This is a genomic window from Niallia sp. FSL W8-0954, from assembly GCF_038005605.1.
Taxonomy (GTDB): Bacteria; Bacillota; Bacilli; order Bacillales; family Cytobacillaceae; genus Niallia; species Niallia circulans_A.
This window is the reverse complement of record NZ_JBBOTN010000001.1, coordinates 1,630,998-1,644,193: the sequence shown is the minus strand read 5'-3', so window position 1 is coordinate 1,644,193 and position 13,196 is coordinate 1,630,998. Positions and strand designations below refer to the sequence as shown.

9 protein-coding genes are annotated in these 13,196 nt (G+C 37.1%); 1 reads left to right on the top strand and 8 read right to left on the bottom strand.

Going from position 1 to position 13,196, the window contains the following annotated elements; genetic code table 11:
- Positions 1-603: 603 nt before the first annotated feature.
- The 4 genes from NX902_RS08045 to NX902_RS08030 form a co-directional block, all read right to left on the bottom strand.
- Positions 604-2,172 carry a glycoside hydrolase family 43 protein gene (locus NX902_RS08045; protein WP_095332325.1) on the bottom strand — a complete coding sequence of 523 codons (1,569 nt, stop codon included), beginning with the start codon at positions 2,170-2,172 and terminating at the stop codon, positions 604-606.
- 115 nt (positions 2,173-2,287) lie between these two features.
- Positions 2,288-3,682, bottom strand: coding sequence for an MFS transporter (locus NX902_RS08040; protein WP_123257349.1), 1,395 nt, complete (start codon positions 3,680-3,682; stop codon positions 2,288-2,290).
- A gap of 92 nt (positions 3,683-3,774) precedes the next feature.
- Entirely contained in the window at positions 3,775-5,763 is a 1,989-nt protein-coding gene (locus tag NX902_RS08035; RefSeq protein ID WP_095332321.1) for a YjhG/YagF family D-xylonate dehydratase, read from the bottom strand.
- 73 nt (positions 5,764-5,836) lie between these two features.
- Positions 5,837-6,745 (bottom strand): dihydrodipicolinate synthase family protein, encoded by a 909-nt coding sequence (locus NX902_RS08030; RefSeq protein ID WP_095332319.1) that lies wholly within the window; start codon positions 6,743-6,745, stop codon positions 5,837-5,839.
- A 244-nt stretch (positions 6,746-6,989) separates the two neighbouring features.
- On the opposite strand from NX902_RS08030, the gene NX902_RS08025 reads away from it, so the two are divergent.
- Complete coding sequence (locus NX902_RS08025) at positions 6,990-7,757, top strand: IclR family transcriptional regulator (RefSeq protein WP_095332317.1); 768 nt, start codon at positions 6,990-6,992, stop codon at positions 7,755-7,757.
- A 218-nt stretch (positions 7,758-7,975) separates the two neighbouring features.
- Here the strand turns inward: NX902_RS08025 and NX902_RS08020 are convergent, their stop codons facing one another.
- The 4 genes from NX902_RS08020 to NX902_RS08005 form a co-directional block, all read right to left on the bottom strand.
- The gene (locus tag NX902_RS08020; protein WP_095332315.1) at positions 7,976-8,527 is read right to left on the bottom strand and encodes a hypothetical protein; all 552 of its coding nucleotides are present in this window, start codon (positions 8,525-8,527) and stop codon (positions 7,976-7,978) included.
- 183 nt (positions 8,528-8,710) lie between these two features.
- Positions 8,711-9,244: a cell wall hydrolase gene (locus NX902_RS08015; protein WP_123259695.1), complete on the bottom strand. Its 534-nt coding sequence runs from the start codon at positions 9,242-9,244 to the stop codon at positions 8,711-8,713.
- A gap of 282 nt (positions 9,245-9,526) precedes the next feature.
- A complete protein-coding gene (rlmD, locus tag NX902_RS08010; protein ID WP_370999917.1) occupies positions 9,527-10,894 on the bottom strand; it encodes a 23S rRNA (uracil(1939)-C(5))-methyltransferase RlmD in 1,368 nt (455 codons plus the stop codon).
- A gap of 244 nt (positions 10,895-11,138) precedes the next feature.
- Complete coding sequence (locus tag NX902_RS08005; protein WP_163186680.1) at positions 11,139-13,175, bottom strand: beta-galactosidase; 2,037 nt, start codon at positions 13,173-13,175, stop codon at positions 11,139-11,141.
- Positions 13,176-13,196 lie beyond the last annotated feature (21 nt).

The following is a 13,196-nucleotide window of genomic DNA, read 5'->3' as shown; positions in this document are numbered from 1 at the left end:
AATGATTAATTATTAGTTTGTTCATTGATTCACATTTACTTCTACAAGATCTTGTTTGTTTCTTACTACACTTATATAATAACACTATTTCCACTATCGAAAAGTATATTGTGATGTATTTCACATTTAGTTCACAAAGTTATGGCAAAGTTGTGAACTAAGTTCATAAATATCACTATCTATGGGGAAAAATAATTAATTATACCTTTTCCTATCACATCAAGATGAGGGTGGGACAAAAGAATTTTACATAAAGAAAAAGCCAAACTATAATACAATAAAACATCGTAATAGTTTGGGTTTTTCTTTTCGCTGATTTATCCTTTTTATAGCTAAAAAACAAGTTCGTTCCATTGCGCTCCAGTCACTCGCTTTCCGCGGGGAGGAAGCTGAGCCTCCTCACTGCAGCGCTGCGGGGTCTCAGCCTTTACTCTATTTCCCGCAGGAGTCGAGTGTCTTCCGCTCCATTTCACTAATCTTATAAAATGGGGCGAGAAACAAAAATAGATTCTTTTTATCATTCGTCTAATTCAACAAATGATTATTCAGCTTTAAGCATAGCCTTTTTAGTTTTGTCTCAGCCCCATCTTGTGATATTCTGTTTTACAACTCATCATACTTAAAGTATGAAAAATAACTTGGTTTCTTTTGCCCGCTTAAATCTTGTGTACATATCCCAACAAAGGTCCCAGTGAAGCGTATATAATCTGCATCATCGTCTGATAAATGACTAATATCGATTTTACTGCCAATATTCTTCCATTCATCTTCTTCTGCATAAGCAAATTGTAGCCATTGCTGATCAACTTGTGCTTTTACCTTAACCTCCCCTTTAGATTTTAAAGGTATATCTTGATCGAGTAATTCATCATAAACTCCATGCTTGGATTCAATGATTCCGATACATTTTCCTAACGTTTCATGTGTTGTAATTCGGAGGTACACATAATCATCTGTATCATAATAAAAAATTAATCCCGCCATTTGTTGAAAGTTTTCGGGTGTATATTCAACTGCTGTTTCTACTTCCACCGTGAAACTTTCTAGTCTGCGTGCTAACAGGCTTTGATGATGGAGGGAGCTCATCGATTCTCCACCCTTTAATGTCAAATAACCTGGTCGTTCTGTTAGTGAAATCCAATCCTCCGTGAATATTCTTCTTAATGAGTTCCAGTATTTTTTTAAGGAATGACCTTGGAAATCATCAAAGTTGCTCTCTTGTTCAAATGGATGTAATTGTAAATCCGGTCCCTCTACAATAGTTGATGGATTTGGTCCTCCTTCAACACGCAGCCAATCATCTTCTGTCCAATAGCATTTTTGGATAGCAGTTTCTCTCCCTAATATACATTTTTTATCGACAACCGGTCTTCCACATAAATGTGCCATATACCACTCACCATTTTGAGTTTCCACCAAGCTTCCATGCCCCGCCTTTTGCAGCTGGTCTTTTTTGCTCTCATCTGATGTCAAGATTGGATTGGTTGGATCTATTTCATATGGACCAAATAAAGAAGTTGACCTTGCTACTGTAACCGCATGGGTATACCAAGTTCCTCCTTCTGCTGTTACTAAATAATAATAGCCATTCCGCTTATATATATGAGGTGCCTCTGTTAACCCTATCTCTGAGCCCTTAAAAATATTTTGTACCGGTCCCACTAGCCTTTTTTCTTCTACAGAATATTCCTGCAGGGCGATTCCTGCAAAAGAATTAGTTCCTTTACGAAAATCCCAAATCATATTGACTAACCATTTTCTCCCATCCTCATCATGAAACAAGGAAGGATCAAATCCACTACTATTAAGATAAATCGGCTCAGACCAAGGCCCTTCAATATTTTCAGCTGTCACTAAATAGTTATGTGTATCCTTAAAAGCTCCCATTCTACTTTTTACATCTGTATAGATTAAAAAAAACATCCCTTCTGAATAACTTAAACAGGGCGCCCAAACCCCTCCTGAATTGACATTTCCAATCATATTTAATTGAGATTCTCTTGTTAATGGATATGTTAGCAATCTCCAATTAATCATGTCTTTAGAATGATATATTTGTACGCCTGGAAACCATTCAAAAGTAGAGACCGCTATATAATAGTCATCTCCAACTCGTAAAATAGAAGGATCAGGATGATAGCCTGGCAAGACTGGATTGATTATTTTACTCATTTCATAACCCCTTTTCTTAACATTGGTAAATTCTAAGGTAATTTAGGAAAGGAATCTACAAAACTAGTACATTCCCACTAGCTTCAACTATTGCTATAACATAAATTGTTAGAAATTAGTTTGCGCTTCTAGCTTTTAGATCACTAATAATACGAGGATAGATTTTATCTAAACGATAGAATAGCATGAGGATAATTAAGAAAACAGTAATTGCCATTGGAATGTAAATAAACAAGGATTGAATAGAAAGCAATGCTGCACTCGATTGCGTGCCTCCGCCGCCAACATATCCACCAATGAATAATACCCATCCTATAATAGCAGTGCCTAATCCACTACCGATTTTGATACCCATGCTTCCGCCGCTATATACCATACCTTCATTTCGAATACCTGTTTTCCACTCCCCATACTCGATCGTGTCACCTAGCATCGCAAACATACTTCCATTGATCGGCGCCTTACCGATTCCTCGAATTATCGTACCGGCTACAATTAATGCTATATTAGTGATGTCAATTAACATAATTAGATAACCGATTAACGTAATTACTTCCCCAACAATAATGGCATTTCTTTTACCAAACCTTTTCGTAATTGGTGCTACAATTACCATTCCTAAAAGGATAAATACTGTATAAGCTGTTGTTACAAGTCCAACTAGAAGGGTGTCATCTAAAATATACTGAGCAAAATAAATGACTGCTCCAGAATTTAAGGCATTAAAAATATAGGTCATAAAGATAAATGTCGTCACAAGTGCCCAATACTTATTTTTCCCAAGCGTTCTTATACTATCTTTTAGCTTTACGGGATTTTGCTGTTGTTCCTTGCTAGCAGGCTTAACTCTTTCAGTGGTTGATTTGAAACAAAAGTAGAAAAGACTACTACCAATCGATCCAAAAATAAGGAAAGTTATAATCCATCCAAATTGGCCTCCTCCAAAGATATTTGCAAGTGGAAGGGTCAAATTACTGACTATAAGTGATCCTATTAACGCAAAACTCATACGAAATACATTTAAAATAGATCTTTGGTATTGATTTTGTGTAATTAAGGAGTTTAAGGTTCCATATGGTACATTTAAGCCAGTATAGACCAAACAAACTAAATTATAGGTAATTGTAATATAAACAACTTGCCAAACAGTGCTTACATCCGGAACGGTAAACAGTAATACAGCTGAGATTGCAAAAGGAATCGCAAGCCATAATAGCCAAGGTCTTGCCTTACCATGCTTTGATTTCGTCTTATCTATGACGTAACCCATCAATATATCTGTTATCCCATCAAAAATCCGGGAAAACAACATGATGGATCCTATAATCCCTGCTGCAATGCCAATGATATCTGTAAAATAATACACAATAAAAATGCTCATTGCTTGCCAGATAAAATTACTAGCTAAGTCACCCGAACCATACCCTAATCTTTCCATTAAACTTATCTTTTCACCAGCTGGTGCACTTTGTGCCGGAGTAACCTCTTCCCTTTGTAAATTGGTCGACATCTTAATCCTCCATCCATAACTTTGTTTACGCTTACAATTAATTCAAACTTACAACGACAATCAGAGCTATCTTCTACTAAGATACTGTGTCACTATCTTATGAAAGAACCTTCTTCTTTCGCTAACGCCTTCTTCCCTGCTTCCAATACTTCAATAATTCGGTCAACATCATACACACTGCCTCTCCATGTCCCGCCACTAACCGCTTGCAGTGCCGCCCAAAGCCTTGTATCATCTGGCAAATTAGGATCTGGTTTAAGGTCTGGATGCGCTTCTCTTGCTTTTAAAACGGATGTTGCCTCTTCTTTTGACAATCGCTGATCTTCTGTGCCAATAAAATCAACTGTTCCTATCAAGTTTTCACAATCAACCATAATATCGATTAAATCTCCATTTCGCAGCCTTCCAATCGGTCCATCGCTCAATGCTTCCGGACCGATATGACCGATGCAGGCTCCAGTTGAGACACCTGAAAAACGTGCGTCCGTAATTAAGGATACATATTTGCCAAAAGGTAAATATTTCAAAGCAGACGTTAATTGATAGGTTTCTTCCATTCCGGTTCCAGATGGACCTCCTCCCATTACAACCATTACATCTCCTGCTTTTATTCCCCCAGTTTTTATTGCAGTAATAGCCGCTTTCTCCGATGTAAATACCTTCGCTGTTCCTGTATGTCTATAGATTCCATCTTCTCCTACTACAGTGCGATCAATTGAAGTTGATTTAATAACAGATCCTTCTGGTGCAATATTCCCTTTTGGAAAGGTGATCGTGGAAGTAAGCCCTCTTGCTTTTGCTGTAGCAGGATCCATAATTACTTGCTCAGGGTTGACACCATCTGCTTCTAATAAACGTTTCCTTAATTGCGTTCTTCTTTCGGATTTTTCCCACCAATCTAAGTTCTCTCCTAAAGTATGACCAGTAACAGTTAGGACATCTTCATGTAAAAGCCCTAATTTTCGTAAATGAAGCATTACTTCTGGTACACCACCAGCAAGAAAAACACGAACTGTTGGATGATGATCTGGTCCGTTAGGTAAAACACTTACTAGACGTGGAGTTTTGCGATTTATTCTTGCCCAATCATCTACTGTGGGTATTTTACATTTGGCAGCATGTGCAAGAGCTGGAATATGTAATAAAAGATTGGTTGAACCACCAAAAGCCGCATGAAGAACCATTGCATTCTCGATAGCTTTATCTGTAATAATGTCCTTTGTTTTAATTTGATTCTTTTCCATTTCTAAAACAGCTCTTGCTGACTGCCTTGCCATTTCTGCCCAAATCTTTTGTCCAGAAGGAGCAAGTGCTGAATGAGTGACTGCTATGCCTAGTGCTTCCGCAATTACTTGCGATGTTGCAGCAGTACCAAGGAATTGACAGCCTCCTCCTGGTGTAGCACATGCCACGCAGCCAAGCTCTGCCGCTTCCTTCAAACTAATCTCTTTATTGGCAAATCGTGCGCCAATTGTTTGGATTTTCCCTGCATCCTCCCCAATTGCTGGAGGCAGCGTAACACCACCAGGCACAATAATAGTTGGCAAATCATGCATAGAACTAAGCGCAATCATCATGGCAGGTAATCCTTTATCACATGTTGCAACGCCTATTACTGCTTCTCTAGTAGGCAATGAACGAATTAAACGCCGATAAACAATTGCAGCATCATTTCGATAAGGAAAAGAATCAAACATTCCTAATGTTCCTTGCGAACGACCGTCACAAGGATCACTAACAAAACCCGCAAAGGGAACACCTTTATGGTTTCGAATTTCTTCTGCTGCCTCTGCCATGAGGATATCAACTTCCCAATGTCCTGTGTGGTACCCTAGCGCGATTGGTTCACCATTATGATCTCTTATACCACCTTTTGTACCTAGAATCAGGACTTCTGTTCCTAATAAATCTTTCGGTTTCCATCCCATCCCTACATTTTGGCTAAGTCCGAATAAATCCCCGCTCGGCGAATCCTCCAGCATTTGTGCAGTAAGTGGTAGCGTTCCAGTTGGCCCCTTTGCATTCGTTTTTACTTCATAAAGAGATTTATTCTCGTTTTCAAATATAAATGGTAATGTCATCCTATCACCCTCCAATATCTGTTTGTTTAGTAAACAAATAATCATTTCAAAAAAAGGAATATATCTTCTTCTCTTATAATAAATTTGCCTGTTGTAAAATTTCCTTAACTTGCTGCTTCTTCTCTTCATTAAGGGCTTTAGCAGGAGGCAACACCTCTGTTGTAATATTCAAACCACATAATTTCGTTGCTTCCTTCACTACATTTACAAACGGACTATCTATTTTATATAGTTGTGGCAATATAGCTAATTGTTTCTGCAAAGAAACTGCTTTTTCTATATCTCCTGCTAAGAAGGAGTTATACAGACCAACTGATAGTTGTGGTGCAAAATTTGCACTAGCTGATATTGCGCCATCTCCTCCAAGCAGTAGCGTATTAAATAAATGGTCATCAAACCCACAAAAAACAGAAAAATCAGGGTTAATCATTTTTACCTTATCATTCATTTCACGAATATGTCCGATCGAATCAATCGTTTCTTTAATACCAACTATATTTTGATGATTTAGAACAAGCTCTATCACGAAATCAGGTGTTAAATCCTGCCCTGTAAGAGTTGGAAAATTATAGAGTAAAACTGGCAGCTTAACAGACTTTGCTATGTCACTAAAGTAAGTATATAAATTCTCTTTGGTTAAATTCCAATAATAGGGATTAATAGCAACAATTCCATCTGCGCCTATTTGTTCCGCATGCTGACCAAGCAGAATTGCCTCCCTTGTATTCGTGCTGCCAATTCCAATTAAGACAGGAACTCTTTTTGCAACATACTTAACAGCAAATTCAGCAATCCTCTTTCTCTCCTTTACAAACATTTGCGAAAATTCTCCACCAGTACCTAAAAAGAATAAGCCATTTACTTTTTCCTCAATTAGTTTATCAATTAATAACGCCATTTCGCCTTCTTTCAGATTACCATCTTTATCAAGAATGCTTGACACTGGCGGAATAATACCTCTAAAGCGATTCAGCTCGGTCATTTCTTCTTATCTCTCCTTTTAGTTTTACATTATAAAACTCATTGCTATTATTTAGTCTGTGTGAATTGATTATAACATACAGCCTCTAAAAGTAAACACTTACATTTTGTTAATTTTGAATATTTTCTAATTTGCAAATATAGATTGCTATTTTGAAATGGCTGTATTAATGTAAAAGTACACTATAATATTTGTTATCCTAGGAAATAGTTAAATATTATAAAACAAAAATGGAGAAGATATTATGCCAATCATTCAATCTGTGGAACGTGCACTTCAAATATTAGATTTATTTAACGATCACACCGTAGAATTAAAGATTACGGAAATCAGCGAACAAATGGGGCTTCATAAAAGTACAGTACATTCTTTATTAAAGACTTTGCAGCAATCTCGCTATATTGATCAAAATTCAGAAAATGGAAAATATCGATTAGGCTTAAAGCTCGTTGAAAGAGGGAATTTAGTTATCAATACTTTAAACATCAGGCAAATAGCTAATAAATATCTCGTTGAGTTAGCACTAAAGACGGGCCAAACATGCCATCTAGGTATTCTTGATGGGAATGCAGGTGTATACATTGACAAGGAAGAAGGGGCTAATTCTGTTATACGGTACTCTCGGATTGGGAGAAGAATTCCCCTCCATTGTACAGCAATCGGAAAATTATTGTTATCGTATCAACCTCCAGATATAATTCATTCACTACTAGATAACTATCTGTTTACACAAGCAACAAACCGGACTATCACCAAGAAAGAAGATTTCCTTATGGAATTAGAAAAAGTGCGTTATAACGAGTATGCTGTGGATAATCAAGAAAATGAACTAGGTGTCCGCTGTATCGCGGTACCAATTTTAAATCAACATGGACAAATACTAGCAGCGCTTAGTATCTCAACATTAGTTTCTTCCGTAAGTGATGATCTCCTTAATGACTATTTACAGCTATTGAAAACAACAGGAAAAGAATTATCGGAAAAAATGCGATATGGAATTACAATGAAATAAGAGACAGGCATTTTTGCCTGTCTCTTCAGACTGTAGACAAACTCCCGTTTTTTGAAATAGAAGTTTTAAGTAAAGTATATTTATTAATCACTTTGAATCGGGTGTTACTTTCCGTGGAGCTTGCGCTAAGCCGCTTCGGCATTCTGAACTGCACCCGAATAATTACATCTCTTTTTCAAACGCTATCTTCATCCACTTCTTCGTTAACATAGCAGCTTTTACTTTCTCTTATCAATTGATCCCCATAAATCATTTACACGGATAAACATTCTTTCAATTTTATAATCAGCATTTACATTCGCTTGCCCAGTTACTTGTTTTACTTTTGGCTCATCCATGCCCTTTTTATGATATGCTAATGATATAGAAAAGTTATAAATCTTTCCTTTCGAATCAGTTCTTTCGAATTCAATATTTTTAACCTTAAGACTATAATCCTTTTTATACGACTCCATCATTAAGATCGTCCCATATCTTGTAATGAAATCATTATAGGATTTTTGATTAGAAAAATAATCTTTAAAGACTGCTTCTTCATATTCTCCTAGAGCAGCCTGCTTTTCTTCTCCATTTGCTTTGCTTTCCTTTTGCTTGTTCCATATTTCTATTAACTCATCCTTGGGTCCATTTAAGGCATTTTGTAAAACAGCTTCTACTGGTTGTATGTATGGATCTGTATCTTTAACTGTTTTCTCGGTACATCCAGCTAATAATATAAGAAGAAAAGGAAATAATGCGATTATGATTATACGATGATTACTTTTCTTCAACACATCGCCTCCTCAATAAAAACTATACGAACAGTACATTGAAAAAGTTTCAAATATTTTCCTTTTTCCCGTATTAGCAATAAAGAATAAAGAATAAAAAAATGGAGAAATTCTATTCGAAAATCTCCTCAACTACTACTAATATATGAAATAAGGGCAAAATAATTAACTAATTAATGCTTCTCAAATAGAAAATGCATGATTTCCTATATGCTTAATCACTTGTCTTGTAAAAATCCAATCACTTGTTGCTGTATCTGGATTATAGAAATAAAGAAGCTCTTTATTCTCTTTTCCATTATTTAATGCTTCTTCTACTGCTTCCATGGACTCTTTATCCGGTGCTTTATCGATGGAACCGTTCTGAACAGGCTGAAAAGCATTTTTCTCATAGATGACAGACTCTACTGTATCAGGAAACTGCTTATCATCTAGACGATTTAGTACTACATCAGCTACTGCTACTTTACCGGCAAACGGCTCACCCTTCGCTTCTGCATGAACAAGACGGGCCAGTAATTTTTTTTCATTATTCGTTATGTCTGCTGATTCATCAGAAGCTTTTACATTTTCCTTTTTATCAACAGCAAATTTTCTTGTTGCTACAGTTGTTGTTTCTTCCTTACTAATTGTTTCTGCATTTGCAATAGATGGTATATATATATAAGAACCACTAATAAAAGTGAATATAATTGCAATAAATAATAACTGTTTCATTTTTGTATACCTCCTGTTTTAACAGGCCCATATACAAGGCTAACAGGTTTGCAAGCAAAACTCATTGCATAATTGTTGGAAGAACTGTAAGATTCGCCGGGATATTTGGGAGAAATAACTAGATATTTACAATTCCTCTTTCTCCAATTGCTCATATATTCCCTGCATAGGGGATAATTTTTTTTAAAATGGAGATTCTACAATACTAATACAACTCCATTTTCTATCTATAACAATAAAAAAGCTGATAGCAGAAAAAATCTGAAATCAGCTTATCAAATATTAATTATTTCTTACTAATAATGCACAGCATTCAACGTGAACGGTATGCGGGAATAAGTCGACTGGCTGAACCACTTTCAATGTATATCCAAATGGCTCCAGTTGCTTAATATCAGTAGCAAAGGTATCTGGATTACATGATACATATACAATTCTTTCTGGTTGAGAACGTCCGATACGTCTCATTACCTTTCCACCTGCACCAGAGCGAGGAGGATCTAGCAGCAATAACTCAGGTCTGCCAAATGTTTCTAATACTTGTGCTAATCCAGTTCGGGCATCTTGTGCTAGGAAAGTAGTATTATCAATACCATTATCTCCTGCATTTCGTTTTGCTGATTCAATCGAACTTTCGACAATTTCAATCCCGACAAGCTTGCCAACCCTGCTCGCGAATGGAAGTGAAAATGTACCGACACCACAGAATAGATCAATCATATTCTCCGATTTCTTTGGTTCCGCCATTTCTACAGCTAAATCGACTAATTTTTGTGCTTGTGTCGGATTCGTTTGGAAGAAAGTATCAAACCAGACGCGGAATCGATATCCATCCATTTCATCGTAAATGAAATCTCTCCCAGCTAATGTATGACTTTTTTCTGATTGCGTACGATCTGCCCAATCGGTATTCTCTAACCACATAAAGCTTTTAACTTGTGGGAACTTTTCGGTAATACGAGCAACTACTGTATCCACTGCATCTTTCAAAGAACCGTCTGGAGCTTCTGTCGCAAATAGCGCCAACATCATTTCCCCTGTAGCAAAAGACTGTCTCACCATTAAATGACGAAGAAGTCCTTCATGTGTATCTTTATTATAACCTTTTAATGCATGTTCCTTTACCCAATTGGCTATTTCAAGTGCCGCTTCCACCATTTCTTTTCCAGCGATCAGGCAAGTTTCTAAGGAAATAATTTTTCTAAAATTCCCTTGCTCATGTAGACCAAGAGAACCATCCGCAGCAAAGGTAAATTCCATTTTATTGCGGTATCTCCAAGGCTCATCCATGCCGATTGTATCTTTTACTAAGCTAGGATCAAATCCTTGTTCTTCAATCACCCGTTTTACATGATTGGTTTTTTGTTGTAATTGCCCATTATAATCCCAATGCTGCCATACACATCCGCCGCATTTTTCAAAATGTGGACAAGCTGGTCCAATTCTTTCCGCATGTGCATCTATGATTTCTTCTGGCATCGCTTTTCGATGTCTTCTATGCGGCTGATCAACTGTTACCTTTACCTTTTCACCTGGTAAAGTTTGCGGGATTGTTAGTTTTAGCTTCTTTTTGTTGCCTAATTCATTTTCGCGCCAAACAACTGCTTGTCCAGCACCTTTTTCATCAACATTCTTAATATCAACAATCATTGTTTCTTTTTCAATAGTGGTCAAACGACATTTCCTCCTTACAAAAATTCACTAGCTAATTTATTTGAAAAGAATCATTTCTTTGAGGGATCTAGCTACTCTATTTTTAACATACTTCCCTAGTATAAAGGACAATCATACAATATGAAAATAATAATTTTTATTTTGCAGATATTAGTAAATTTAAAAGGACGTTGCTTTATTTACAACGTCCTTCCTTAAGCCTCTTTATCCCTCTGATATTCTACTCTAACACAAGTACATCATAACCCTTCAATTGTATCTTCTGATGTACCTTCTCTCCTGTTAAAATATTGGTCATTCCCTCCTTGACTTCCAGTTCCTGCGTCTCATGGGAATAATTTAATAAGAAAACAAATTCCTTCCCTTCTTTCTTGCGTATGGACAACTCTACACTTTCAGGTAAATCAAATTTGTTATTATTATTTATTTGTATTTCTTCAAGTAAATTTTCAACAAGCTCGATAGTAAACACGCCTCCAAAATAATAACAAGCTCCCTCTCCATATTGGTGCTTAACCAGGCCGGGCTTTTCTTCAAAATAGCAGTCAGAAAACCTCCCTATTACTTTCGTATCTTTTGATTCGATTTTTAAAGTCTCATAAAATCCTCTAGTCTTAATCTCTGTTTTTTCTTTGTAGATTACGATTGGAGTAGTTTCAAACGGTGCTTCCCTTGTAAAATCCTCTACCGTTATTCCCGTAAGGTCTGCTAGATAACCTGGGAATGCCTTCATATAGACTTGACCTGTTTCATCCTTATATCCAGTGCGACAGCCTAGTATCAATTTACCACCTTGCTCTACATACTTTTTCAGCAAATTCGCTGTTTGTTCTGATACAATTGCTGCATGAGGATACACCAGTACTTTATATTTTTTCAACTCATCTAGATTAGAGTTACTATTTAGATTATAGGCATCTACAGGTATATGATTGTACTGCAGCACCTTAAACCATGCCTCTTTGCTAAGGGAAGCAAAAGGTCCTGACCACTTATCAAATTCCGCATCCCACTCATTATCATAATTAGTGACGATTGCTATCTCTGCCTGGTAAGTCGCTCCTGCTATCTTCTCTCCGATTAGTTGAATCTCCTTGCTTACTTGCTCTACTTCTTTTATACGGCGGTTAGGCAGATTATGATAGTCATTAATGCCATGCCAGTAAATTTCTGTTCCTTTCGTTGCTGTTCGCCAGCGGAAATACATAACTAAATCTGCACCATGTGCAATCGATTGATAGGTCCATAGGCGAAGCTGTCCTGGATTAGGCGACGGCTGTTCTAGTCGTGTCACCCATCCGCCGGGACCGGACTGCTGTTCAAAAATAGCAAAATTAGGGGAAATGCTGCGGACTACACTTAAGTTCCAGCTCCATTTCCGGTCTCGCAAAGGCTTATCGCTCTTATCTTCTAATACTCTGCCGAAATTAGGATAAGAATCATAAGCATAGAAGTCTAGCACTTCATTTGTCAGCTTATGATTATCGAGATGCTTAAACATCCCATTTGTGGTAACCCACTGATTGCTTGTATATTTCCGAATAATGTCTGCTTGCATTTTTGCATAAGAAATAGCACTATCAGAAATGAACCGCTTTTCATCTAACATATGATGAGGGTTGGGAGAATTGGGAACCGTTGTGCGAGTTAAATAAACTTGATCCCAGCAGGTATATGTCTGATTCCAAAAAACAGTTCCCCATGCCTCATTTAATTGATCTAACGTTTGATATTTTTCCATTGCCCATCTTCTAAAAGCTAGATGATCGGCGTCCGAATAAAAAACATCTATTTCACAATTTAATTCATTATCAATCTGCCAGCCGACAACGCCTGGATTATGGCTATAATGTTTTGCCATTTCTGTCACGATAGCGGAACTTAGTCTTCGATAGTTTTCCGAATTATAGTTATAATGTCTTCGAGCGCCATGCTGGAACGGTATGCCTGTTTGGGATACATTCAATACATCAGGATATTTATGGGTCAGCCATGCTGGCGGTGTAGCTGTTGGGGTTCCGAGCACTATCTTCAGGCCGAATTTATGGGCTTTTTCAATCGCTCGATCAAATAAAGCAAAAGAATATACCCCTTCTTCTGGCTCCAATATCGTCCAGGAAAATTCCCCCATGCGAACATAGGTAAATCCTAGCTCCTTCATTCTTTGAAAATCATCTTCCCACAGCTCCTCTGACCAGTGTTCTGGATAATAGCAAACACCTAGTGTTAATTTTTCCTCCGTCCATTTTTTCGTCATTATTTGCACTCCTATCTATAT

Excerpts from the sequence above, each read along its gene's own strand:
- NX902_RS08040 (WP_123257349.1), bottom strand. The coding sequence starts at position 3,682 with ATGTCGACCAATTTACAAAGGGAAGAGGTTACTCCGGCACAAAGTGCA.
- NX902_RS08045 (WP_095332325.1), bottom strand. The coding sequence starts at position 2,172 with ATGAGTAAAATAATCAATCCAGTCTTGCCAGGCTATCATCCTGATCCT.
- NX902_RS08035 (WP_095332321.1), bottom strand. The coding sequence starts at position 5,763 with ATGACATTACCATTTATATTTGAAAACGAGAATAAATCTCTTTATGAA.
- NX902_RS08030 (WP_095332319.1), bottom strand. The coding sequence starts at position 6,745 with ATGACCGAGCTGAATCGCTTTAGAGGTATTATTCCGCCAGTGTCAAGC.
- NX902_RS08005 (WP_163186680.1), bottom strand. The coding sequence starts at position 13,175 with ATGACGAAAAAATGGACGGAGGAAAAATTAACACTAGGTGTTTGCTAT.
- NX902_RS08015 (WP_123259695.1), bottom strand. The coding sequence starts at position 9,244 with ATGAAACAGTTATTATTTATTGCAATTATATTCACTTTTATTAGTGGT.
- NX902_RS08025 (WP_095332317.1), top strand. The coding sequence starts at position 6,990 with ATGCCAATCATTCAATCTGTGGAACGTGCACTTCAAATATTAGATTTA.
- rlmD (WP_370999917.1), bottom strand. The coding sequence starts at position 10,894 with ATGATTGTTGATATTAAGAATGTTGATGAAAAAGGTGCTGGACAAGCA.